We start from the raw sequence: 23,929 nt of genomic DNA, 5'->3' as shown, positions 1-23,929 counted from the left end.
TGAATGAATCGCTATCGTAGCGCTCGTCGCTCTTCGGGTCAAGAGGGTGGCTAGCGGCGAATCTCCCCGTGGCCCAAGACGATCCACTTTTCGCTCGTGAGTCCCTCTAGCCCGACCGGGCCGCGGGCGTGGAATTTGTCGGTCGAGATGCCGATCTCCGCGCCCAAGCCGTATTCGAAGCCGTCGGCAAAGCGGGTCGAGGCGTTGACCATCACCGAAGCCGAATCGACTTCGCGCAAAAAGCGCATCGCTGCCGAGTAGTCTTCGGTGACGATCGCTTCGGTGTGGTGGGAGCTGTAGCGCGCGATGTGGGCGATCGCCTCGTCGAGGTCGGTGACGACCCGGATCGCGATGATCGGGGCGAGGTATTCGGTCGCCCAGTCGCTCTCCTCTGCTGCTTTGAGGAGGTGGCGCGGAATCGCAGGTTCCTGTTCGAGGATCGCGAGCGCCTGAGGGCAGCAGCGCATCTCGACGCCGTGGCTCGCGAGCATCGAGCCGATCTCCGGGAGAAAACGGGGGGCGACCGCCTCGTCGATGAGGAGCGACTCGGCGGCGTTGCAGACGCCGTAGCGCTGGGTCTTGGCGTTTTCGACGATCGGGACGACCCATTCGGGGTTCGCGGCGCGGTGGATATAGACGTGGCAGTTGCCGTCGAGGTGCTTGATCACCGGGACTTTGGCCTCCTGCATCACCGCCTCGATCAGCCCTTTGCCGCCACGGGGCACGATCACGTCGACGTATTGGGGGGAGGCGACTAGGAGCGAGACGAGTTCGCGTTCGGTTCGAGCGACGACTTGCACCGCGCTTGGTGGAAGCCCAGCGCAGGAGATTCCCTGATGAATGGCGCGGGCGATCGCCTGGTTGCTGTGAAACGCCTCCTTCCCGCCGCGGAGAATTGCGGCGTTGCCGGCCTTGAGGCAGAGGGCGGCCGCGTCGACGGTGACGTTGGGGCGCGATTCGTAGATGATCGCCACGACCCCCAACGGTACCCGCATTTTGCCGACCTGAATGCCTGACGGGCGTTGCTGCAGGGAGCGGATCTCTCCAACGGGGTCAGGAAGTTCGGCGACCTGTTTGAGCCCCGCGATCATCCCGTCGATCACTTTGGGCGAGAGGGTCAGGCGGTCGATCATCGCGGGCGAGAGGCCTGCCGCGCGGGCGGCGGCGAGGTCTTGGGCGTTGGCGTCTGCAAGATCGGTGCGGGCGGCATCAAGCGCTTCGGCAATTGCGAGCAGCGCTTGGTTTTTTTGCGCCGTGGTGGCGCGGGCCAGTACCTGCGCGGCGCTGCGCGCCGCTTCACCCAGTTGTTGGAGGTAGGCGGTGAGGGGTTCGTTCATGAAACGCTCCTAAGCGGTTGAGAACTGTCTGCAGTATGCCGGGTATCTGGGCTCAGGGTCCAGGCGAAACGCTCTGCTTCGCACCAAAAGTCGCCTGCTTCGACCCCTTTGGCGATCCGGTCAAGCGTGGCGAGCCGCTGCAACCACGCCCGGCACACTTCTGGGTCGAGCGCTGCTCCTTGGGCAAGCGCCGCCTTCTCTTCCCGGGCAAAGAGCCGCTCTTCCCGGGCGATCGGGTCAATCCGCCGCGGGTCGCCGCTTTCCGCCGCGCGCGCGAGCGCCCGCACCGCGGAAGAGAGCGCCCAGAGGATGAGGGGTTCAGCGACCCCTTCGTCGTGCAGCGCCGCGATGAGGCGCGCGGCGCGGTGGCCGTTACGGGCAAGCACCGCGCGGCGGAGTTCAAAGGGGTCGAAGCGGGCCACTTCAGTGACGGCTGCGCGCGCATCGGCTTCGGGCAGGGGGCCAGGGGGAAAGAGGAGGGCAAGGAGCGCGAGCTGTTGTTTGGCCGCAAGGAGGTTCCCTTCGCTCATTTCCGCGAAGTAGGCCAGCAGTTCCGGCGAGGCCTCTTGCTGCTGTTGCCGCAGCCGCTCCGCCCACCATTGCGGGAGCTGTGCCCGCGTGGGGGCATGGGTTTCCACGAGGATCGCCCCTTGCTCGAGTTGCGCGTACCACGGGGCGCGTTTCGCGCTCCAGTCGAGTGGTGGCAAGATGATGAGGGTGGTGGTTTCGACGGGGGGGCGGGCGCAGAGGGCAGCGAACCACTCCGCTGCCTCTTTGCCGCTCGGGGGGTCGAGGAAGCGGAGTTCCAGGAGACGCGCCGCGCTAAAGAGGGAGAGGGTTTCGGTGGTGACGAGGAGCGACGCGAGCGGGCGGCCCTTTTCGATCACCTCCCGATCGCAGGCGGCGAAACCCGCTTGCCGCGCTGCGGTGCGGATCGCGTCGGCCGCCTCTTCGATGAGGAGCGGCTCGTCCCCCGTCACCGCCCAGAGGGGAGGGAAGGGGGAGCGGCGGAGCTCCGCGGCGAGGCGATGGGCTGGGCACTTCATGGGGCGGCAAGGCGGCGGTCGACCATGAGGAGCGCACGGCGCAGCAGCTCACGGCGCATCTCCTCGAGGAGCACCTGCTCCTCTTGCGCCCGCGCTGTGATCTTGGCGTCGTCGTAGCTGTAGTCCCGTTCGGTGGTGAGCCGAGTCGGCGGGATCCGTTCGTTACCGTCGCGATCGACGAGCCGGATCGTGAGGGCACTTTTGAGCGCGTATTCGCGCACCGTCCCCTGGGCAGAGAGCGCGATGATCTCGCGGCGCTCCTCGAGCGGCCCAAGATGGAGCGTCGCGTCGGCCGCCTTGGGGTCGGCAGTGACCGTCGCGCCGCTACCTGCGACCATTTCGCGCAGGAGGGGCTCGAGTTGCGCCGCCCGATCCCAGCGAACCGCGAGCGTTCGCCCCGACAGTCCCACATAGTGGCGGGGACGGAAACCGCACGCGGCAAGCGGCAAAAGCGCTGCTGCGGCAACGAGGAGGCGGCGACGGGTGGGGTCAGACGACGACATTGACGAGTCTTCCAGGAACGACGATCACCCGTCGCGGGGTGTTACCCGCAAGCGCCGTGGCGACGAGCGGGTGGGTGAGGGTCTGCGCGCGGATCGCCGCCTCATTCGCGTCGGCTGGAACCGTCACTTTGCCGCGGGTCTTACCGTTGATCTGCAGCACCAGCTCGATTTCGGCAACCGTCAGCGCGGTGCGGTCGACCTCCGGCCACGGGGCATCGATGACGGTGGTGCCAAAACCGCACTCTTGCCACAGCACCTCGGTGATGTGCGGCGCGATCGGGGCAAGAAGGCGAAGGAGAATCGAGAAGCCTTCGTAGGCAAGGGTCGCGCGTGCTTGGGGATCACCCTCCGGGAGGCGTTCTAGGAGGTTGAGCATCTTCATCGTCGCCGCGGCAACCGTATTGAATTGGAGCTTCGCGAGGTCGCGGTTGGCTTGGTCGAGGATGAGGTGGAGTTCGCGCCGGGTTGCAGCAAGCGGCGCGGGAAGGGTAGAAGCCTCACCCCGAGCGTCTCCTGGCGCGGAGGCAAGGAGTGGGGCAAACTCTTTGCGGTAGCGAACACCAAAGGCCCAGACACGGCGAAGGAAGCGGTGGGCCCCTTCAACGCCAGCGTCGGACCACTCGAGCTGCGCTTCAGGAGGAGCGGCGAAGATGATAAAAAAGCGCGCCGTATCGGCCCCGTACTGGTCGATGAGCGCTTGCGGGTCGACGCCGTTGTTTTTCGACTTCGACATCTTTTCGACGCCGCCGATCGCAACGGGCTTGCCATCGACGCGGTGAACAGCGGAGACCGGCCGCCCTTTGGCGTCGCGCTCGAGGATCACGTCAGCGGGGTTGATCCAGACCTTTTTCCCCGTTGCTGTATCTTCGCGGTAGAAGGTCTCGGCGACGACCATTCCCTGGGTCAGCAGGTTGGTAAAGGGCTCGGAGAAGGGGATGAGTCCGAGGTCGCGCATCGCCCGGGTAAAGAAGCGCGAGTAGAGGAGGTGGAGGATTGCGTGTTCGATGCCGCCGATGTACTGGTCGACGGGCATCCAGTAGCGGACCCGGTCGTCGACCATCGCCTGGTCGTTGTCGGGGCAGCAGTAGCGCAGGAAATACCAGCTCGACTCGACGAAGGTGTCCATCGTGTCGGTTTCGCGGCGCGCGGGGCGACCGCACTGCGGGCAGGGGACATTCACCCAGTCGGCGCGGTCGGCAAGGGGCGAACCGCGGCCAGTGATCGCGACATCTTCCGGGAGAATCACGGGCAACTGCTCATCGGGGACGAGGACTTCGCCGCAGTGGTCGCAATGGATCACGGGAATCGGGCAACCCCAGTAGCGCTGCCGCGAGATCCCCCAATCGCGGAGCCGATACTGGGTGCGCTGAGCCCCGAGTCCCTTCTCAGCAAGGGCCGCAGTGATCGCCGTGAAGGCCTCTTCCGAGGTGAGCCCGGTAAAGGGGCCGGAGTGGATAAGGATCCCTTTCTCGGCGAAGAGCTCCTGCCAGGGGGTGCTCCCATCGATCGCGCCGTCGAATCCCTTCGGCTGGATCACTTGCCGGATCGGAAGGCCGTACTTTTGCGCAAAGGCGTAGTCGCGCTCATCGTGCGCCGGTACCGCCATCACTGCCCCTTCGCCGTAGGCCATCAGTACGTAGTTCGCGACCCAGACCGGAAGTTTTTCGCCGGTGAGCGGATGACGGACGAAGTAGGGAGTGGGGACACCCCTTTTTTCCATGGTCGCGAGGTCGGCTTCGGCGACCGAGCCGCGGCGACATTCGGCGATGAACGCCGCGACCCGCTCGTCACAAGCGGCTGCTTGACTCGCGAGCGGATGCTCGGCGGCGACCGCGACGTAGGTCGCGCCCATCAAGGTGTCGGGGCGGGTGGTGAAGACGGTGAGCGCTCCTGCTTCACCAATCGACGACTCGTCGTAGGGGAAGCGCACCTCAGCGCCGATACTCTTGCCGATCCAGTTGGCCTGCATGCGCTTCACCTGCTCCGGCCAGCCGGGGAGCGACTCGAGCCCTGCGAGGAGCTCCTCCGCGTAGGCGGTGATGCGCATGTAGTACATCGGGATTTCCCGTTTCTCGACGAGTGCGCCACTCCTCCAGCCACGGCCGTCGATCACCTGTTCGTTCGCGAGCACCGTGTGGTCGACGGGATCCCAGTTGACCCAGCCCTTTTTGCGGTAGATCAACCCCTTTTGGTAGAGGCGTTTGAAGAGCCACTGTTCCCAGCGGTAGTATTCGGGACGACAGGTGGTGAGTTCGCGGTGCCAGTCGATCGCAAACCCCAGGCGCTTCAACTGCCCCTTCATGTAGGCGATGTTGCTGTAGGTCCATTGCGCAGGCGGGACGCCGTTTTGAATCGCGGCGTTTTCGGCGGGCATCCCAAAGGCGTCCCAACCCATCGGCTGCAGGACGTTGTACCCTTGCATCCGTTTTGCCCGGGCAAGGAGGTCGCCAATGGTGTAGTTGCGCACATGCCCCATGTGGAGCTTCCCGGAGGGGTAAGGGAACATCGAGAGACAGTAAAACTTGGGGCGTGTCGGGTCTTCGGTCACTTCAAAGGGGCGGGTTTCCTGCCACTCTGCCTGGACCTGTTGTTCGACAGCAAAGGGGTCGTACTTCTCTTTCATCGCGGATCCTAGTGATGCGTTGCAACGCGAAGTATAGCGCGAAGGGGAGCGGCAAAAAAAAGCCCGCGGGGAAACCGCGGGCGGAACTCCATGGGTTAGATGGAGAGGGAGGGAGACAAAACCACGCAAAGAAAGGAGAAAATTGTCAGATCAGTGACTAATTGAAAATTATACTTCAAAAGGTCGGAGTGTGCAAGGTGGAGTTGGTACAATCGGGTGCGACGATCGAGGAAGAAAAATGGTGACCGAACTACTCGAACAACTCGACCCGGAACAGCGCGCAGCGGTGACTCTACCCTCTTGCCACGCGTTGGTGCTCGCTGGGGCGGGGTCGGGAAAGACGCGGGTACTCACGCACCGGATCGCTTGGTTGATCGCGCACGAAGGGGTTGCTCCGGGGTCGATTCTCGCGGTGACCTTCACCAACAAGGCGGCCAAGGAGATGCGCGGGCGGCTCGCGCAATTGGTCGACGCCGACGCGGTCGATGTGCAGCGGGGGGTGTGGCTCGGGACCTTTCATGGCATTGCCCATCGGATGCTACGCCGCCATGCAGCGGACGCCGGGTTATCCCCGTCGTTTCAGATTCTCGACGCCTCGGACCAGCTTGCCTTGGCGAAGCGCGTGCTGAAGCAGTGGGCGATTCCCGAGTCGCAAGTGGCCCCGCGCGAACTCGTCTCTTTCATCAACGCCCACAAGGAGCGGGGGGAGCGGCTGAGCGCGATCACCCCCCAAGGGGCACGCGGCGAGCTCCTCGTCAACCTGTGGCAAGCGTACGAAACGCTCTGCGCCCGGGAGGGGGTGGTCGATTTTGCCGAGCTCATCTTGCGGTCGCTTGAGCTCCTGGAGCGCAACGAGCCGCTGCGCTCCGCCTATCGCGCCCGTTTTGCCCACGTGCTGGTCGACGAGTTCCAGGATACCAACCCCTTGCAATACCGCTGGTTGCAGACGCTCGCGTGCGACGTCTCGACGGGTGAGGCGGGGGCGTGGCTCTTCTGCGTCGGTGACGACGACCAATCGATCTACGGCTTTCGCGGGGCGATGAGCGCGCTCCTGGAGCGTTTTCACCGCGACTACCGCGCCGAGCTGGTGCGCTTGGAGCGCAACTACCGCTCCGTCGGCAATATCCTCGCGGCAGCGAACGCGATCATCGCGAACAACCGGGCGCGCTTGGGAAAAACGTTGCGCACCGATCGCGGTGAGGGGGAGCTGATCCGGACTTTTGAGGGGAGCGACGAGGGACACGAGGCTCAGTTTGTCGTCGATGAGATCGCAGCGCTGATGCGCGACGGCTGGAGCGCCGACGAGATCGCAATCCTCTACCGCACCAACGCGATGTCGCGCCTCTTTGAACACCACCTGCTTGCGGCAGGAATTCCTTACCGCGTCTATGGCGGGTTGCGCTTTTTCGACCGTGCTGAGATCAAGCATACGCTGGCCTACCTGCGCTTGTTGGTGCTGCCGGAAGATACCAATGCGCTGCTGCGGGTGGTGAATGTGCCGGCGCGCGGGATCGGCAGCAAAACGGTCGAGCAGCTTCTGGCTGCGGCGAACAGTTGCGGCAGTTGGGAAGAGGGGGCGAAGCGGCTCACTGGCCGGGGGGGTGCGGCGGTGCAGCGTTTTGCTGAACTGATCCAGACGTTACGCGACGAGACGGCCACGCTCGCGCTACCCGACGCGATCGCCCGGGTGATCGACCGCAGCGGCCTGCGCGCCTTCTATGAGGCGGAAGAGAATCGGACGGTCCGCGAGGAGCGGTTGGAGAACCTCGCGGCGCTCGTCGATGCGGGCCACGAATTTGTCACCGAGATGGCACGGGAAGGGGTGGGGCTCACCGGTCACGAGATGATCGCGCTCTTTCTCCAACACGCGGCGCTCGAGTCGGGGGAGATGCAGGCGGACGAACGGGCGCGCGCGGTTCAGCTGATGACGGTGCACGCGGCAAAAGGGCTCGAATTTGACGCGGTCTTTCTCGTCGGGCTTGAGGAGGGGGTCTTCCCCCACGAAAACGCGCTCGCCGATGTCGCGCACCACCACAGTGCGCTCGAGGAGGAGCGGCGGCTGATGTACGTCGCGGTGACCCGCGCCAAAAAGCGACTGACCCTCACTTGGGCAGCAAGCCGCCTCTGGCACGGGGCGACTCGCTACCGGCCGGTTTCACGCTTCGTTGCCGAGATTCCCGAATCGCTCCTCCTTCCCCTCTCCGGGCGAAGAGGAGCGCAGGCGGTGAGTTCCCTAAGACAGGCACCGGTCGAACCGTTTGCCGTGCGCTCGGCAGCGGGGCATGGGACTCCCTCTTCCTGGTGGCCGGGACAGAGTGTGCGCCACCCCAAATTTGGCGAGGGGGTGATCGTTGCGCTCGAAGGGAGCGGCGCTCAGCAACAGGCCACCGTGCGCTTTGGCCCTCAGGTGGGGGTCAAGCGGCTCCTCTTGAGCGTGGCGCGGCTCGAACGGGTGTGAGTCGGGTTGGCAAGCCAGTCACGCGGAACCGATCGTCCGTGAGCGAGTCGGGAGCGTGAGTTGCGCAAAACCTTTCCCGTCATAGGTGTCGAGCCGCTTTTCCGCGTCGAGTAGTACAGCAAGTGCCTCCTGAGTGAAGCGTTGCTTTTCGCGGAGAATCGCTCCGTTTTCTTGATTGCGCGTCTGGCACGCCCGGGCCAACCGGCAAATTTCGTCCCACGCCTCTGCATGGGGCGGCAACTGTTGCCATGCGGCAAGAATCTGGCGTAGCGTCGCCTCTTCTGCGGCGGGGACGGTGCTTGCCACCACGCGCAGCTTTTGCCGCTCAAATCCCTGGAGTTGATCGGCAAGACGGTTCTTTTCGCCGATCACCGCTTCCAAAAGCGCCGCGTCGTTGCCAGAAAGTGCTTCCTTTTCCCGGTCGAGTACCGCCTGGAATTGGGCGAGCGTTGCCGCCTCCTCTTGCAGGATGCGGGCAAGCAGCGTCGACTGGGTCGCTGTGGGCGAGGGGAGCGGCCCGTCACTCATGGTGATTGCGGCTGCAAGAGGTGGTCGACCTCGGCAAGGAGCCGGTCGGCGATGCGCTCGGGATGGACGCGAAATTGGCCACTCTGGATTGCGCTCCGGAGCTCTTCCACCCGCTGCCAGTCGATTTCGGGCACCTCATTCATCTTCGCCTCCGCGCGCGCTAAGAGCGCTGCTTGGCTTGAAAGTTCGACCGAATCGGAAGAAGATGGTGGTGCGGCGGGCACTGAGGCCGTTTTCCCAACCGGAGTTCCTTCTCCTTTGCGGCCAACTGGGAGGTTTTGTTGTACCGAGCTGCCAACGGTTGGTAGCCCAGTGGGATTGAGTTTCATCGCTTTGCTCTCACTTCATTGGAATAAGGGCGTTAACGGTTCGGGGATGAATTTCTTGAGGGGATCACGACACTTCCCGCCCCGTTGGCCACCCCTTCGACCACCTGCCGGTTGGGGAGGCGCACCCGCACCCCTTCGCCCACAGCAGCGCTGTTCATCGCATATCCTTCCGTCTCAATGCGAAACCCTTCCCCTTCCTGAATCACGGTGACCGGCTGACCGTTGCGGATCACCGTCGGGGCCGCAAGCCAGCCTGCTCGGAGCGGCTGTCCCGCTGCGACGCTCACCCGCAGAATCTTGCCGATCGCCTCGTCGGGGGTGCGGATGAGATCGTCGGGTAACGTCGTCAGCTCCCCCTCCGTCACCTGGAGGTCATCTGCCGCGAGGGGGTCGCGGTGGCGGAGCGGCCGTGCGCTCACCACGAAACGCCCAAAGCGGCGCACGACCACCGGAACGTTGATCTGCCACGGGTTCGGGGCAAGGCAGCGAAGAGGGATCGAGATCCGCCCCCAGAGGCGCTGGCCCGCGGGGAGCTCTGGCTGAGCGACGGCGCAAGGGGGGAGCTGGTTGATCTCGGCAGGGAGCGCAATTTCGACCGTCACGCGATCCTGCCAACCGCGGGTTTCACCCCTCACCGTCTCTTCGATGAGTTGGGTGAGGTCGCCCACCGAAAGGGTTGCCGGCTGGGGCGCAGCGGTAACCCAACCGGGCAAGAGGAGCGCGGACAAAAGCAGCGCCACGGCAACCTTTGCCGCGGCAAGATTGGCCAATTGCCGGGGAAAAGTCCCTTTTTTCCGCCAATCGTGCGAAGAAAAACCCGCTATTCTCTCTGGCATGCAACCTGCTTACTGTTTGGGTGGGTGAAGCACCAAGGAGCAGAACGATGAGTGACAAAATGGAAAACGTGTTGGCCTTTCAGCGCCAGGCGCTGCGTGTCCATAACCAACGGCAGCAGCTGATCGCGTCCAACATCGCCAACGCCGATACGCCTCATTATAAAGCGAAAGATCTCGATTTTCGCGCCGCGCTCAACGCCGTGCGCGAGGGGAAAGGGGAGAGAACCTCCCTCAAACGGACCCATCCCGCCCATCGCGAAGGGGGAGGAGGCGTCAGCTCACTCGACCCCTTCACCGGTTACCGGACGGAGCTGCAAAGCAGTGTCGACGGCAACACCGTCGATATGGATCAGGAGCGCGCCGCGTTTGCCGAAACGACCCTCTACTACGAGTCGAGCCTCAACTTCATCAACCGACTGCTGCGCGGGATGCGGACCGCGATCACAGGCCAATAAGGGAGAATAGGCGATGACGCTTCTCAACCTCTTTCAGGTCGCCGGATCGGCACTGAGCGCCCAATCGGTTCGGCTTAATACCACCGCGTCAAACCTCGCCAACGTCGAGAGCGTGGTCGACGAGAACGGCCAACCCTACCGCAGCAAACAGGTAGTCTTCCAAGTAAAACCTGTTGCGGGCGAGAGCGCCAAAGGGGTGCGAGTCAAGGAGATTGTGGAGAGCGCCGTCCCTTTCCGCATGGTCTACGACCCCCACAACCCTGCCGCTGACGCGAACGGCTACGTGCGGATGCCCAACGTCAATGTGGTGGAGGAGATGGTGAACATGATCTCGGCGTCGCGCTCCTATCAGAACAACGTCGAGGTGATGAATACGGCACGAGATTTGCTAAAGAAAACACTGAGCCTGGGTCAGTGACGGCCTAGGGGAACGATCCAACAGTGCGGGTAGGTCTGTTTTGACGAAAGGAGAAGCATCATGGCAGTGATCAACACCAACATTATGAGCCTGAATACGCAGCGCAACCTCTATAAATCGGGGCTTGAACTGCAGACGGCGATGGAGCGGCTGAGCTCAGGGTTGCGGATCAACAGCGCGAAAGACGACGCCGCCGGTTTGGCGATCTCCGAACGGATGACCGCCGGCATTCGCGGCATGACTGTGGCGGTACGCAACGCCAACGACGCGATCTCAATGGCGCAGGTCACCGAAGGGGCGCTTGGCCAGATCGGCGACATTCTCCAGCGGATGCGCGACCTGGCGATCCAGTCTGCGAACGCGACCAACTCGGCTGCTGACCGCGACGCGCTGCAGAAGGAGTTTCGTCAGCTCCAGTTGGAGATCGAGCGGATCGGGCGGGATACGGAATTCAATGGCGTCAAGGTCCTTTCGGCAGCAACCGGTAATGCCGCGTTCATCTTCCAGGTCGGAGCGAACTTCTCTGGGACGACAACCGCTGCCAGCGCGGACTTTAGTAATGGGGTGTATATCTCGGGTGGCGCGAGCGCCATCACGGCGAACGACAAGATCGGGTTTGACGCGTTCAGCATTTTCTCTGGCGGAGTCGGTTCGGCGGTTGCTGGAAGCGCTGGAGCCACCAGCTCGGCGTTCTCGATCAACGGGGTGGCCGAAGCATTGTCGGCGGTGAGCGCGATCGACGCAGCGCTCAAAACAGTGAACGATTTTCGGGCGACGCTGGGCGCGGTGCAGTCGCGCTTCCAGGCGACGATCAATAACCTGCAGAGCGCGATCGAAAATCTCTCGGCGTCGCGCAGCCGCATCCGGGACGCCGATTTCGCCCAGGAGACCGCGGCGCTCTCCCGCGCGCAGATCCTGCAACAGGCGGGTACAGCGATGCTTGCGCAGGCGAATGCGCAACCGCAGCAAGTGCTGCGCCTCCTGCAAGGGTAATGATCAAGGAGCAAGAGAATGGCTGCGATCCCTTCCGCTGCGGCCCAGACTTCCACCCAGGCCGACGCCATCTTGGCGCGCCTCGGGCAAAGGAAAATGGCCACTTCGTCGGGTACCGACGAGATGCAGAACCGCTTCTTGACGCTGCTCACGACCCAACTCAAAAACCAGGATCCGCTCAAGCCGATGGACAACGCCGAGGTGACGTCGCAGTTGGCGCAGATGAGCACGGTGCAGGGGATCGAGAACCTCAACAAACTTTTTCAGCAGTTTCTCGACACCAACAGCGTGTCAGAACTCTCGGCGCTGGTCGGGCGCGGCGTGCTTGTCGAAGGAGAGAAGCTCACCCTCACCCAGGCTGGCGGAATCGGCGGGGTCGAATTGAGCCAACCGGCAGACCAGGTGGTGGTGACGATTTTCGACGCCAACGGGCTACCGGTGCGCAAGCTCGATCTCGGGGCGCACGAGGCGGGGAGCTTCAACTTCCTCTGGGACGGCCGTGCCGACGACGGGCAGCAGGCAGCAACCGGTTCCTACCGCATGGTGGTCGAAGCGAAAGCGGGGAGTGACCGCATTGAGGCCAAGGCACTGCAACTTGCGCAGGTGACCGCAGTGGTGCGCGGCAGCTCGGGGGCAGACCTTCAGTTGGGGGATCTCGGGATCTTCCGCCTCGATGAGATCAAACAGGTACTGAGTTAGGGAGCAGAGCGATGGCATTCCAACAAGGGTTGAGTGGCCTCTCCAGTTCCGCCAAAGCGCTCGACGTGATCAGCCACAACGTCGCCAACGCCAACACGACGGGCTTCAAAGCGAACCAGACAATCTTTGCCGACGTCTACTCGACCACGCTGGGGGCGAACCCCTACATGCAGGTGGGAAGTGGCGTCAGTGTCCCGGCGGTGCGGCAAAACTTCACCCAAGGGAGCATTACCACCACCGGGAACGCACTCGACATGGCGATCAACGGCGACGGCTTTTTCATCACCAAGCGGCCGGTGGCGAACGACCTGCAGATGTTCTACACCCGCGCCGGCGAGTTTCAGCTCGACAAAGACGGCTACGTGATCTCGGCAAACGGCTACCAGCTCCTCGGTTACCCCGGGGCGGCGGGTGCTGGCGACCCCCAACCGATTAAGGTGCCTTTTGACGCCGGAAAACCGGCAGAGACGAGCCAGGTTGAGATGACCTTCAACCTCGACGCCGGGCAGCCGGTGATCACCGCGACCTTCAACGCAACCGATCCCACCACCTACAACTTCAGCACCTCGGTGCAAGTGTATGATTCGCTCGGGATCGCCCACAATCTGACCTACTATTTCCAGAAAACCGCAGCTGGAACCTGGAAAGTGTATGGATCGTTCGATGGCGATCCGGCGAAGGTGACGCCATCACCCGTCACGACGCTGACCTTTGACGGGGCCGGGGCGCTGACGTCGTCCCCCACTTTTACGGCCAATATCACTTCACCTCTGGCGAACGGGGCCGATTTTGGTGGCGGCGGCGACGGGGTGCTCGACGTCACCTTCAATGCGACGCAATATTCGCTTGCCTCCTCGGTGACGACGCTCTCGCAGGACGGTCGCCCAGCGGGCGAGTTGGCGAGTGTCTCGGTGACCAAAGAGGGTCGACTGCAGGCGCGCTACACCAACGGCGACGTGAAAGATATCGCGACGGTGGCGATTGCCACCTTCCGCAACCCCAACGCGCTGATTTCGATGGGGGACAACATGTGGGCCGCGTCGCTCGAATCGGGGCAAGCCGCAGCGGGGATTCCGGGGTCGGGGACACGCGGTTTCATCAGCGGCGGCTCGGTCGAGTCGTCGAACGTCGACCTCACCGCGGAGCTCGTCAATATGATCATCCAGCAGCGTGCCTACCAGGCGAACGCGCAGTCGATCCGTACGCAAGACCAGATCCTCCAGACGGTGATCAACCTGCGCTAAACCCAGTAAGGAGTGAGCAGTGGACCGGATGATCTACCTCGCGATGACCGGGGCGAAATATACCCTCGAGCAGCAGGCGGCGGTGGCGAACAACCTCGCCAACGCCGACACCCCCGGCTTCAAAGAGGCGATGCACCGGTTGCGGGCGGTGAACGTCCACAGCCAGGCGCTCCCCAGCCGCGCCTTTGTCGTCGACGCGACCCTCTCTGCCCGCTTCAGCGACGGCGCACTCGAATTGACGGGTCGGCCGCTCGACGTCGCGATCGCCGGGCGCGGCTGGTTTGCGGTGCAGACACCCGACGGCGGTGAGGCCTACACCCGCAACGGCGCCTTTCAGGTCGACTCCGGGGGGGTGTTGCGGCTGCCGAGCGGTCAGGCGGTTCTCGGCGAAGGGGGCGCGCCGATCGCCCTGCCGCCCGACCGCGAATATCTCATCGGCAACGACGGCACCGTCAATGCCGTCGACCCCGCGACGAGACAGGTCGAAGCAGTTGGGCGGCTGCGGCTCGTCGATCCGCCGCTTGCCCAATTGCAGCGGGGCGACGACGGCCTCTTTCGCCTTCCGCCGGGGACGCCGCAGCCTGCTGAGGCAGCGGGCGTGCAGGTGCGGGGAGGGTATCTCGAAAAGTCGAACGTCGATGTCGTCGACCAGATGGTGCGGATGATTGCGCTCGCGCGCCAATTTGAGATGAACACCAAAGCGATCAAGGTCGCGGAAGAGGACGACCAGCGGGCAACGGCGCTCCTTACACCCCGCTAAGGAAATTGGTGGGTAAAAGGGGCGCTTCTTCGCCCGCGGGCGCATCAGTTGCTCGGCTATCCTCTTCACAGGAACCACAAGGAGAGTGACATGATTCGCTCGCTCTGGATTGCCCGAACGGGGCTCGATGCGCAGCAGACCCAGCTCGACGTGATCTCGCATAACCTGGCGAACGTCAACACCACCGGCTACAAACGGCAGCGGGCGGTCTTTGAGGACCTCCTCTACCAGACACTGCGGCAGCCCGGGGCGCAGAATACGCAACAGAACCAGATCGGTAGCGGCCTACAGATCGGGACCGGCGTGCGGCCCGTTGCGACTGAACGGATCTTTCTTCAGGGGACACTCCAGAAGACCGACAACCCCCTCGACGTCGGGATCCAAGGGCGCGGTTTTTTGCAGATCCAGATGCCCGACGGGACGGTCGCCTACACGCGCGACGGATCGCTGCAGCTCGACAACCAGGGGAACGTCGTCACCGCGTCGGGTTACCCCCTTGCCGATGCGATCAACATCCCTGCTGATGCCCTTTCGATCACGATCGGCAAAGACGGGACGGTGAGCGTGCTGCAACCGGGGGCAGTTGCCCCGGTGCAGGTGGGGCAGATTCAACTGGTCACCTTCGTCAATGAAGGGGGGCTGCAGGCGCTTGGGGAGAACCTCTTTGCTGAAACGGCAGCGAGTGGCCCACCGCAGGTCAACGTCCCAGGGACGAACGGGGCGGGAAACCTCGTGCAGGGGTACGTCGAGAACTCCAACGTCAATGTGGCCGAGGAGCTCGTGAGCATGATCGTCACCCAGCGGGCCTACGAGTTGAACACCAAAGCGATCCAGACGTCGGATCAGATGCTCGCGCGGCTGACGCAACTCTAACGACGCAGGAGGTCAGTCATGGATGCGGCAAAAAGAGGTGCGCATGCAGGGATGAACACCTTACGGGGGATGGTACGGTGCGTGGCGGTTCTTGGCGCGGTGGCGGTCACCGGGTGCGCCGCGCTCGACACGACCCCTCCGGCGATCGTCCATCAACCGATGACCGCCCGCCCCGTGCCGATCGACACCCAACCAGCGGCAACCGGCGCGATCTTTCGCCCCCAAGCGTCACGCCCGCTCTTTGAGGACCGCAAACCGCGCTACGTCGGCGATATTTTGACGATCAACCTGGTGGAGAAGACCTCGGCGAAGAAGAATTCGGATGCCAATGCCAAGCGGAAGACGAACAGTTCCGAAAAGGTCGACGCGCTGGGTCGGCTCCCGCTCAATGGCCTCGCCGGCTTAGGACTCACCGCCAGTTCCGATATGAGCCTCGAAGGGAAGGGGTCAGCCTCAGCAGACAATACCTTCAACGGAACGATCACGGTGACGGTGATCGACACCTTCCCCAACGGCAATCTCCTCGTCTCAGGGGAGAAGCAGCTTGCGATCAACCAGGGGCGGGAGTACATCCGCTTTTCGGGGGTGGTGAACCCCGACACCATTTCGGGGCAGAACACCGTGGAGTCGACGCAGGTGGCCGACGCGCGCATCGAATATGTCGGCAGCGGCTACATCGACGAGGCGCAGCGGATGGGGTGGTTGCAGCGCTTCTTCCTCAACTTCCTCCCCTTCTAAGTGGTGGCCTATGAGCAGGTGGACCAATTGGCTGGTGGCGGTCGTGCTCGCGACGCTGGTGGTGCCGAGCGAAGCGGCGCGGCTCAAGGAGCTGGCGACGATTGCCGGGGTGCGGGAGAACCAACTGGTCGGCTACGGGCTGGTGATCGGCCTCGACGGCTCGGGCGACCAGACGACGCAGACGCCGTTTACGGTGCAGAGCACCCTCAACATGCTGCGTAACCTCGGCGTGACGTTGCCTCCTGGGACCCGGCTGCAGCTCAAAAATGTCGCCGCGGTGATGGTGACCGCCGAACTCCCCCCGTTTGCCCAGCCCGGGCAGCGGATCGACGTTACCGTCTCGTCGATCGGCAACGCGAAGAGTCTGCGCGGCGGGACGTTGGTGATGACACCGCTCAAAGGGGCCGACGGCCAGACCTACGCGATTGCGCAGGGGAATATCCTGGTCGGTGGGGCAGGGGCGCAAGCAGGGGGGGCAGCGCAGACGATCAACCACCTCTCCGCCGGGCGCATTCCCGCCGGAGCGACGGTCGAGCGCGCTGTGCCGGTCGATTTTGCCTCGAGTGGTCCGCTCCAGCTTGAGCTGAAGAACACCGATTTTGCCACCGCGACGCGGGTGGTCAGCGCGATCAACCAGAAATTTGGCTTCGGTACCGCGGAAGCACGCGATGGCCGGACGATCCTGGTGCATGCGCCCGAGGAGCCCACCGCGCGGGTGGCCTTTTTGGGGCAGCTCCAAGAGCTCGCGGTGACTCCAGCCACTGAGGCGGCGAAGGTGGTGGTGAACAGCCGGACCGGGTCGGTGGTGATCAACCAGGAGGTCCGCTTGAAGCCAGTGGCGATCGCCCACGGGAACCTGAAGGTGACGGTGGGCGAGGAGCTTGCAGTCAGCCAACCCACCGCGCCCCTTGCCGGCGGTGCAACCGTCGCGGCACGGCAAGGCAAAGTGGCGATTGAACAGCCACCGGCAATTCTCCACCGTTTCAAAGGGGGGGCAAACCTTGCCGAGGTGGTGCAGGCGTTGAATACCTTGGGGGCGACTCCCACCGATCTCATCAGCATTCTCCAGGCGATGAAAGCGGCCGGGGCGCTTGAGGCCGACCTGGAGGTGATCTAAGATGGCCGTCCCTTCGCTCCCCGCGTTTGACCCCCGCTCAGTGGACGCATTGCGCCGCGCTGCGCGCGGCAGCGACTCCGCAGGTGCCATTCGCGGCGCTGCGCAGCAGTTTGAAGCGTTGATGCTGCAGCAGATGATCAAGGCGATGCGCGCAACCGTTCCGGAAAACACCCTCTTCGATTCGAGCGCGCGCAAGATGTGGCAAGAGCTCTCAGACCAGCAGTTGGCGAACGACCTCGCAAAGAGCGGCGGGGTGGGGCTTGCGCGGATGCTCACCCGGCAATGGTTGCCGCAAAGCGGCGACGCGGCGAACGGTGTCCCGAATAGGGTGGAGCCGCAAACAGCAAAAGGTGTGGAGCAGCCAGCGGCAAACAACACGGAGCAGCAGCTCGCAAACGGGGCGGAAGCGGTGGCGGCGCCCGTGAGCGAACGCTCCTTCGTCGCCGAGCGGACGTGGTGGCGCGATCTGTTGGGTTTGGACCCCGAGCTGCGTCCGGTGGCTGAGTCGGAGACTTCGACGCCGCTTGTTCGGAACGACGAACAGCAAGAGCCCTTGCCGCCGTCGCTCTTTGCCGACCTCTCGGCGCGCGCCCAAACGCTCATCGATCAAGAAGCGATGCGCACCTCTGCTCCCGCCAACGCATCCCCCATCACCTTTCAACCCCCTTCCGAAGGGGCTGCGGTTCCTGAGCGGATCGCCTCATTTGTCCGGCAACTGTTGCCGGCTGCTGAAGAGGCGGCGGCAGCTTTGGGGGTGCCGGCGCAATTCCTTCTTGCCCAAGCGGCATTGGAGACAGGGTGGGGCGCTTCGATCCTCAAGCACCCCGACGGGCGTTCGACCAACAACCTCTTCAACATCAAAGCGGGCGCAGGGTGGGCAGGAGAGAGGGTTCGGGTCCGCACCACCGAATACCTCAACGGACGACCACAGCAGCAGTGGGCGGAATTTCGCTCTTACCCGAGTGCGCAGGAGGCGTTTGCCGACTATGTCCGGTTGGTTCAGGAGAGTGGCCGTTACCAGTCGGTCAAGGGGGTATCTACTCCGGAGGCGTTCGCGCGCGCGTTGGCGGCGGGCGGCTACGCGACCGACCCCCACTACGCGCAGAAGCTCGTGCGGGTGATCAAAAGTGTCCCCTTTCAAAGCGCTATTGCCGAAGTTTCAGGCATGAAATTTGCTTGATTCTGGCTGAAGCGTAGCGAGAAGGAGCGGAACGATGGGGATGTTGCAGATCGGTTTGACCGGCCTGATGGCGGCACGCTATCAGCTCGACACCGCAAGCCACAACATCGCCAACGCCAATACCGAAGGGTACAGCCGGCAGCGGGTCAATCAGAGTACCCAATTTCCGCAGTTTGCCGGGTTTGGCTACATCGGGCGCGGTACGCTTTTGGTGGGGGTTGAACGGCTCTACGACCAGTTTCTTCAGGGTAACCTCCTCGCGGCGACGACCCGCCACGCGCAGGCGCAGCACCAGCAGGAGCTGATCGCGCCGCTCGATAATCTCGTCGCCGACCCCGACGCGGGGCTCTCGCCCGCGTTGCAGAGCTTTTTCGACGCGGCGCAAGAGGTGGCGGATAACCCCGAGAGTATCGCCGCCCGCCAGTCGCTCCTCTCCCATGCCGAAGTGCTCACCGCCCGATTCCGCCTCTTCGACACCCGGATGGACGAGATCCGCCACGACGTCGAACAGCGTCTCAACGGCGTGGTTCAGCAGGTTACCCTGTTGGCGGGGCAAATCGCCGAGATGAACCAGCAGATTCTTCGCGCCTCCGCACGGGGCTCTGAGGCACCGCCCAATGACCTCTTGGATCAGCGCGACCAGCTTGCAAAAAAGCTCGCCGAGCTCGTCGGGATCAAGACGGTTGTCGATGACCAAGGGATGATGTCGGTCTTCATCGGCAGCGGCCAGACGCTCGTTCAAGGGGTCGCGAGTGCGACGCTCGCGACCGCCCCTGACCCGGCCGACAGCAACCACCTGCGGGTCACCTACCAGTTTGGTGGCAGCGGCGCTCCCCAGGTGTTGCCCGAGGGGTTGATCAGTGGCGGTGAATTGGGGGCGCTCTTGGCGTTTCGCCGCGACGGGCTCGACCGCATGCAGGATCAATTGGGCTTTCTCGCGACGACCCTTGCGCTTGCGGTCAATGACCAGCACCGCCAGGGGTATGGGCTCGACGGGGTCAACAACCGTGACCTCTTCGCGGGTGTTCCTGCGTCGCAAAGCTTTACCGGCGATCAAGGGAGTACGCTCACAGTGGGGTGGGCGAGCCCGCTCAATCTCGCCGCGATGCAGCCCGATTCGTTTGAGGTGCGCTATGACGGCGCCAACTACACGATCACCCGGATTCGGGATGGTCAGTCCCTCTACAGCGGCGCAGCGCTTCCGGCGACCTTCCAAGGGTTGACGTTATCCGGGAGTTTAGCGGCGGGTGAGCGGGTTGTCGTGCGCCCGTTCCAGGCGCAAGGGGGGAATTTGGCAGTGGCGATCACCGACCCGCGCGCGGTCGCGGCTGCGGCCAATGATCCGACGACCCCCACCGGTACCGGTCCGGGGGACAACGCCAATATGTTGCTCCTTGCCGCACTTCAGACCCGCAAAATCCTCTTTGCCGACGTGAGCGGCAACCCCACTGCGACTTTTCAGACGGCGTGGGCGAGTGGTGTGGCGGCGTTGGGGACCGTCGCGCGCGCGATCCAGACCGAGGCGAGCGCAAGCAAAGCGCTCGTCGATCAGGTGCAGGGGATGCGCGACAGCTACGCGGGGGTGAACCTCGACGAAGAGGCGGCAAACCTCATCCAGTTTCAACAGGCCTACCAAGCGGCGAGTAAGACGATGCAGATCGCGCAAAAACTCTTCGACGAAGTGTTGGCGATCGCGCGGTAAGGAAGGAGGCAGGCGATGTTACGGATTGCTACGAGCCAGGTCTATGACCGCAACATCTTCGCGATGCAGCGGGCGCAAACGGAGCTCCATCAGACGCAGCAGCAGGTCGCCTCTGGGCGTAAGATGGTGGTGCCGTCGGACGACCCGGTGCGGGCGGCAAGAAGCCTGGAACTGCAGCAGTCGCAAGGGGTGAACCGCCAGTTTCTCGAAAACATCGGCTACGCGAAGGATCTCTTGAGCCTGACCGACAGCCGCTTGACGCAGATGAGCGACACCCTCAACTACCTGCGCGACAAATTCGTCCAAGCGGGAGATGGGACGCTCGCCGCGTCGGACCGGGCGGCGCTTGCGAGCGACCTGCGCAGCCAGCTCGCCCACCTGGTTGGTCTCGCCAACAGCCAGGATGGGCAGGGGAACTACCTCTTCGGCGGCTTCAAAAATGATCGACCGCCGATCGCCTTCGGCGACCACGACAGCGACCCGACGACTCCTAACCGCTACTACTATCAAGGGGATGCCCAGGTCAAACAGATGCAGGTGGGGGCGGCGCGGCTGATCGACGCCAACGTCCCTGGCTCGGCCGCAGGGGCGCCAGGCGGTCTTTTCGACGCCGACCAGAGCACTTTCGTTGCAGGGCCGCCAACCCAATACCCCCTTGCCCGCTTTTTCAACGACCTGCAAGATGCAATCGACGCGCTCGACCCGGCAACGGCAGGGGGGGCAACCGGCCATGCACCCAGCCAGGGGATTGCAGCGGTCGATCGCTTCCTGGCGCGGGTACAGCAGTACACCGCAAAGGTGGGGGCGCAGCTCGCCGAGCTCGACGCGCTCACCGACATGGGCAAAGCGCTCGACGTCGATTACGCTCAGGCGCGGTCGCGCATCGAGGATCTCGACTACACCGAAGCGCTCTCGCGCCTGGCCCAGCAGCAGATGGTCCTTTCAGCGGCGCAGCAGTCGTTCGTGAAGGTGTCGAACTTGAGCCTCTTCCAATATCTGTGAGGGCGAACGATGGGTAACCAACCGTTGGGTTCGCGTCTCTACTCCTGTGTGGTTTGGGTGGCTGCGCTCCTCGCGCTCGCGGGGTGTGCCGCAGAGCGGCCTGTTGCCGAATATGGCGCGTGGGGGGCAGGTGCTGCGGGCGGGGCGCTGCTGCTCTCCTCGAGCTCCCTCGGGCTCACATCGACCTCCGCAGCTGGTGCAGCGGGGGGTACAGCGGCAGGAGGGGGAGCGACGGGGGCGACCGGGACTCAAGCGACGGCGGGAGGAGCGACGATCTCCCACCTCGGTCTTTTGCGCCAGCTGGGTGGCGCGGCACTCGTTGCCTATGCCCTGTATGACCCCCTTGCCCCCAACTGGGAGATCGCCGTTCAGCCCGAGTCGGAGCGGGTGGTGCGGATCGTGCTCACAATGCGGCCGCTGGCAACCGGGGGCAACGGCGAGTCGTGGCGCATTTTTCAACGCGCCGCGCAGAGGGTGACCGAACAGAGCGAGGCGAAGGGGTACCGACTGCTTGCCTATGAGGAGGGGGTCCACTCCACCAGACCCTTTGCCGAACGGTACGCGGTGGGGGTGGTGGAGCTCAACCGCTAGGGGAGAGGGTTGCAACCAGAGGGGGAAGAGGGGCGGTGAAGCGCTCCAAGGGGTGGGAGACGCTTTCCTGCCACTCCTGGAGGTGTTGCAACGCCCGTCGTACCGTCGCAAACGCCAACTCCTCCCAAGGGATTGCCGAGAGAGGGAAGAGGCGGATCTCGAGTGTCTCGAAGCCTGGGTGCCAGTGGCGGTCGAGCAGCTGGGCGCGGTAAAAGAGATGGACCTGGTGGATGTGGGGAACGTCGATGAGGGCATGGAGCGCGTCGATGGCTACGCGTGCGCCGGCCTCTTCCCACGTCTCCCGCACAGCCGCCTGCTGCGTACTCTCGTTGCACTCGAGAAAGCCTGCTGGCAGGGTCCAAAAACCGACGCGGGGGGCGATCGCGCGGCGGCAAAGGAGAACCTGATCGCCCCATAACGGAAGCGTGCCCGCGACGACGCGCGGGTTTTCGTAGTGGATCGTCTGACAGTTGGGGCAGACGAAGCGCGGTAGATGGTCCATTGGCGGGACCTTGCGTTCGACGGGATGGCCGCAGACTGAACAGAACTTCATGGGGGCGCAACCAGGGGCACATTGCCGCCAGTGTAGCAAAAAAACCACAAAGGTAAATTGCGCCCCTTTCCCTGCGCTTTTTCTCTTTTGGCTCCGCTTCTCTTCTTGCTATACTTCGTGAGCAGAGGAGGTGCCCGATGCCCGCGCCCGATTTCGCCGACGAGATTCGTGAATTGAACACGAGCTTTCTGCTCCTGGCCCGGCAGATGGCACAGGAGAATCTCGCTGCGGCAGCGGTGAAACTCGGGGTGGCGGAGGAGGATCTGCGGTGGCTGCTTGCCGCCTCTCCTGCCAAATTGGCGCGGTTGGCGCAAGGGGTGATGGTGGTGCCCCAATTTCGCTTCAGCGGTGCGCTCCTCAGGGAGCTTGCTGGGGAGTCGGCGCGGGATGAGGTGGCGGCACAGCTCCACGCGCTCATTTTGGCGCAGAAGAGGGAAAGAAAAACGCGAATCGTGGGAGAGCGTGATGGCGAAGAAGCATGAGTCGATCGAGATGGACGCCCAAGAGGTGGCGCTTGCGGCCGAACTGATCCGCCTTGGGGCGCGGATGCAACTCTTGGAAGCGGAGGTCGTCTTGAGCCGCGACCGGCTGCTGAAGCTCTACAAAGAGGTGCGCGGCGTCTCCCCTCCCAAAGGGATGTTGCCCTTCTCGACCGATTGGTTCATGAGTTGGCAGCCGAACGTCCATTCGACGCTCTTTGCCAATTTCTGGCGGCAAGTGGCAGAGGTAGACCGGCGCCGGCGGCTGATCACCGCGTATCAGCTCTACCTCGACGCAGCGGACGTGGTGCAGGTCGAGCCGGTCTTGAGCATTACCCGTGCGTGGACACTCCTGCGCTTTATTGACGCCGAGCTCCTGCAGCTCACCCCCTGTTCGGTCTGCGGCGGCCACTTCGTCACCCACGCCTATGAGCCGGCAAAGACCTTTGTCTGTGGCCTCTGCCACATCCCCTCGCGTGCAGTGGCGAGTCAAGAGAATCGCAAACATCGGTTGTCGTCCTCGCAACAGTCGATTCCGGTGAAAAAGAACCGGAGGCGGACGCCTACTGCAGAAAAGATCTGATCGTTCCAAAATCGGCTAGCGCGCGATGTTTCTCCTGATCGGTTACGTGATCATTCTGGCCGCGGCGCTCGGCACTTACGCGGTGCATGGGAGCCTCGCGGCCCTTTTCGTTCCGACGGAGTACATCGCAATCGTCGGGCTCCTCATCGGTGGGTTTGTCGCGTCGAACAACCCCAGCTCCCTCAAGGCGGCGTTGGGTGGTCTTTCGGCCGTCTTCAAGAACTCCCCCTACACCCGGGCGTTTTATATCGAACTCCTCGCGCTCCTTTTCGAGATTCTGACGAAGGTGCGGAAAGAGGGGTTGATGTCGATTGAGCAGGATGTCGAAAACCCGGAAGGGTCAGCAATTTTTGGTAAGTACCCCTTGGTGCTGCACGACCACCACCTCGTCGAGTTCATCACCGACTACCTCCGCATGATGGTGAGTGGCAGCCTCAACGCCGTCGAGGTTGAAGGGTTGATGGATCAGGAGATCGAAACCCACCACATCGAAGCGCACCTCCCCGCGCACCTCATTTCGAAAGCGGCCGACTCGGTGCCGGCGTTTGGGATTGTCGTCGCGGTGATGGGGGTGGTGAACGTCATGGGCTCGGTCGGCGAGCCGCCGGCGGTGTTGGGGAAGATGATCGGCGGCGCGCTCGTCGGGACCTTCCTCGGGATTCTCGTCTCCTACGGTTTTGTCGCCCCGATCGCAAGCCAACTTGAGCTCAAGGTCGAAGATGGCAGCAAGCCTTTTCAGGTCGCGAAAGCGGTGCTTTTAGCAAGCATGAACGGCTATCCTCCGCAGATGGCCGTCGAATTTGGCCGCAAACTCCTCTGGTCGACCCTTCGGCCGACGTTTGCCGAGCTCGAGGAAGAGCTCAAAAACCGCAAATAGTGCGG

The 23,929-nt window shown here is 63.5% G+C and carries 25 protein-coding genes; 17 read left to right on the top strand and 8 right to left on the bottom strand.

The window, feature by feature from the left end; translation table 11 throughout:
- Positions 1-50 precede the first annotated feature (50 nt).
- From ACYQ6T_RS02030 to leuS, 4 genes are read right to left on the bottom strand one after another with little or no spacing between them, the layout of a single operon-like run.
- Positions 51-1,337 (bottom strand): glutamate-5-semialdehyde dehydrogenase, encoded by a 1,287-nt coding sequence (locus ACYQ6T_RS02030; RefSeq protein WP_459826959.1) that lies wholly within the window; start codon positions 1,335-1,337, stop codon positions 51-53.
- Positions 1,334-2,383: a DNA polymerase III subunit delta gene (gene holA / locus ACYQ6T_RS02025; RefSeq protein WP_459826957.1), complete on the bottom strand. Its 1,050-nt coding sequence runs from the start codon at positions 2,381-2,383 to the stop codon at positions 1,334-1,336. The genes ACYQ6T_RS02030 and holA overlap by 4 nt, the downstream gene beginning before the upstream one ends.
- Positions 2,380-2,886, bottom strand: a complete 507-nt coding sequence (locus ACYQ6T_RS02020) for an LPS-assembly lipoprotein LptE (RefSeq protein ID WP_459826955.1) — start codon at positions 2,884-2,886, stop codon at positions 2,380-2,382. Before ACYQ6T_RS02020 ends, holA begins: the two co-directional genes overlap by 4 nt.
- Complete coding sequence (gene leuS / locus ACYQ6T_RS02015; RefSeq protein ID WP_459826953.1) at positions 2,873-5,509, bottom strand: leucine--tRNA ligase; 2,637 nt, start codon at positions 5,507-5,509, stop codon at positions 2,873-2,875. The genes ACYQ6T_RS02020 and leuS overlap by 14 nt, the downstream gene beginning before the upstream one ends.
- A 238-nt stretch (positions 5,510-5,747) precedes the next feature.
- On the opposite strand from leuS, the gene ACYQ6T_RS02010 reads away from it, so the two are divergent.
- Positions 5,748-7,967 (top strand): UvrD-helicase domain-containing protein, encoded by a 2,220-nt coding sequence (locus tag ACYQ6T_RS02010; protein WP_459826951.1) that lies wholly within the window; start codon positions 5,748-5,750, stop codon positions 7,965-7,967.
- Positions 7,968-7,985: 18 nt separating this feature from the next.
- Here the strand turns inward: ACYQ6T_RS02010 and ACYQ6T_RS02005 are convergent, their stop codons facing one another.
- Genes ACYQ6T_RS02005 through flgA form a run of 3 tightly spaced genes read right to left on the bottom strand, consistent with a single transcriptional unit; the run spans position 7,986 to position 9,660 of the window.
- On the bottom strand, positions 7,986-8,495 hold the full coding sequence (locus ACYQ6T_RS02005; RefSeq protein WP_459826949.1) for a flagella synthesis protein FlgN: 510 nt from the start codon (positions 8,493-8,495) through the stop codon (positions 7,986-7,988).
- On the bottom strand, positions 8,492-8,824 hold the full coding sequence (gene flgM, locus ACYQ6T_RS02000; protein WP_459826947.1) for a flagellar biosynthesis anti-sigma factor FlgM: 333 nt from the start codon (positions 8,822-8,824) through the stop codon (positions 8,492-8,494). The genes ACYQ6T_RS02005 and flgM overlap by 4 nt, the downstream gene beginning before the upstream one ends.
- A 32-nt stretch (positions 8,825-8,856) precedes the next feature.
- A complete protein-coding gene (gene flgA / locus ACYQ6T_RS01995) occupies positions 8,857-9,660 on the bottom strand; it encodes a flagellar basal body P-ring formation chaperone FlgA (RefSeq protein ID WP_459826945.1) in 804 nt (267 codons plus the stop codon).
- A 47-nt stretch (positions 9,661-9,707) separates the two neighbouring features.
- Here flgA and flgB point away from each other — a divergent pair, with 47 nt between their 5' ends.
- From flgB to ACYQ6T_RS01930, 13 genes are all read left to right on the top strand, one after another.
- Positions 9,708-10,115 carry a flagellar basal body rod protein FlgB gene (gene flgB, locus ACYQ6T_RS01990; RefSeq protein WP_459826943.1) on the top strand — a complete coding sequence of 136 codons (408 nt, stop codon included), beginning with the start codon at positions 9,708-9,710 and terminating at the stop codon, positions 10,113-10,115.
- Positions 10,116-10,128: 13 nt separating this feature from the next.
- Complete coding sequence (flgC, locus tag ACYQ6T_RS01985) at positions 10,129-10,533, top strand: flagellar basal body rod protein FlgC (protein ID WP_459826941.1); 405 nt, start codon at positions 10,129-10,131, stop codon at positions 10,531-10,533.
- 57 nt (positions 10,534-10,590) lie between these two features.
- A complete protein-coding gene (locus ACYQ6T_RS01980) occupies positions 10,591-11,526 on the top strand; it encodes a flagellin N-terminal helical domain-containing protein (RefSeq protein WP_459827032.1) in 936 nt (311 codons plus the stop codon).
- Between the two features lie 18 nt (positions 11,527-11,544).
- Complete coding sequence (locus tag ACYQ6T_RS01975) at positions 11,545-12,225, top strand: flagellar hook assembly protein FlgD (protein ID WP_459826939.1); 681 nt, start codon at positions 11,545-11,547, stop codon at positions 12,223-12,225.
- An 11-nt stretch (positions 12,226-12,236) separates the two neighbouring features.
- Positions 12,237-13,469 carry a flagellar hook protein FlgE gene (gene flgE / locus ACYQ6T_RS01970; protein ID WP_459826937.1) on the top strand — a complete coding sequence of 411 codons (1,233 nt, stop codon included), beginning with the start codon at positions 12,237-12,239 and terminating at the stop codon, positions 13,467-13,469.
- A 19-nt stretch (positions 13,470-13,488) separates the two neighbouring features.
- Positions 13,489-14,229, top strand: a complete 741-nt coding sequence (gene flgF, locus ACYQ6T_RS01965) for a flagellar basal-body rod protein FlgF (RefSeq protein ID WP_459826935.1) — start codon at positions 13,489-13,491, stop codon at positions 14,227-14,229.
- 90 nt (positions 14,230-14,319) lie between these two features.
- Positions 14,320-15,102: a flagellar basal-body rod protein FlgG gene (gene flgG / locus ACYQ6T_RS01960; RefSeq protein WP_459826933.1), complete on the top strand. Its 783-nt coding sequence runs from the start codon at positions 14,320-14,322 to the stop codon at positions 15,100-15,102.
- A 51-nt stretch (positions 15,103-15,153) separates the two neighbouring features.
- A complete protein-coding gene (locus ACYQ6T_RS01955; RefSeq protein ID WP_459826931.1) occupies positions 15,154-15,840 on the top strand; it encodes a flagellar basal body L-ring protein FlgH in 687 nt (228 codons plus the stop codon).
- A 10-nt stretch (positions 15,841-15,850) separates the two neighbouring features.
- Entirely contained in the window at positions 15,851-16,957 is a 1,107-nt protein-coding gene (locus tag ACYQ6T_RS01950; RefSeq protein WP_459826929.1) for a flagellar basal body P-ring protein FlgI, read from the top strand.
- Position 16,958: 1 nt separating this feature from the next.
- On the top strand, positions 16,959-18,137 hold the full coding sequence (gene flgJ, locus ACYQ6T_RS01945; protein ID WP_459826927.1) for a flagellar assembly peptidoglycan hydrolase FlgJ: 1,179 nt from the start codon (positions 16,959-16,961) through the stop codon (positions 18,135-18,137).
- Positions 18,138-18,171: 34 nt separating this feature from the next.
- Complete coding sequence (gene flgK / locus ACYQ6T_RS01940; protein WP_459826925.1) at positions 18,172-19,839, top strand: flagellar hook-associated protein FlgK; 1,668 nt, start codon at positions 18,172-18,174, stop codon at positions 19,837-19,839.
- Between the two features lie 15 nt (positions 19,840-19,854).
- Positions 19,855-20,841 (top strand): flagellar hook-associated protein FlgL, encoded by a 987-nt coding sequence (gene flgL / locus ACYQ6T_RS01935; protein WP_459826923.1) that lies wholly within the window; start codon positions 19,855-19,857, stop codon positions 20,839-20,841.
- A 9-nt stretch (positions 20,842-20,850) separates the two neighbouring features.
- Positions 20,851-21,432, top strand: a complete 582-nt coding sequence (locus ACYQ6T_RS01930; RefSeq protein ID WP_459826921.1) for a hypothetical protein — start codon at positions 20,851-20,853, stop codon at positions 21,430-21,432.
- Here the strand turns inward: ACYQ6T_RS01930 and ACYQ6T_RS01925 are convergent.
- Complete coding sequence (locus ACYQ6T_RS01925) at positions 21,422-21,985, bottom strand: NUDIX hydrolase (RefSeq protein WP_459826919.1); 564 nt, start codon at positions 21,983-21,985, stop codon at positions 21,422-21,424. The genes ACYQ6T_RS01930 and ACYQ6T_RS01925 overlap by 11 nt on opposite strands.
- 137 nt (positions 21,986-22,122) lie before the next feature.
- Between ACYQ6T_RS01925 and ACYQ6T_RS01920 the strand changes: the two genes are divergently transcribed.
- The 3 genes from ACYQ6T_RS01920 to motA are packed head-to-tail and all read left to right on the top strand — an operon-like array spanning position 22,123 to position 23,924.
- Positions 22,123-22,467, top strand: coding sequence for a flagellar transcriptional regulator FlhD (locus tag ACYQ6T_RS01920; RefSeq protein WP_459826917.1), 345 nt, complete (start codon positions 22,123-22,125; stop codon positions 22,465-22,467).
- Positions 22,451-23,047, top strand: coding sequence for a flagellar transcriptional regulator FlhC (gene flhC, locus ACYQ6T_RS01915; RefSeq protein ID WP_459826915.1), 597 nt, complete (start codon positions 22,451-22,453; stop codon positions 23,045-23,047). Before ACYQ6T_RS01920 ends, flhC begins: the two co-directional genes overlap by 17 nt.
- 25 nt (positions 23,048-23,072) lie before the next feature.
- Positions 23,073-23,924, top strand: a complete 852-nt coding sequence (gene motA / locus ACYQ6T_RS01910) for a flagellar motor stator protein MotA (protein WP_459826913.1) — start codon at positions 23,073-23,075, stop codon at positions 23,922-23,924.
- The last annotated feature ends 5 nt before the right edge of the window (positions 23,925-23,929 follow it).

Source organism: Hydrogenophilus islandicus, assembly GCF_054657095.1.
This window is presented reverse-complemented; position numbering and strand designations above follow the sequence as displayed.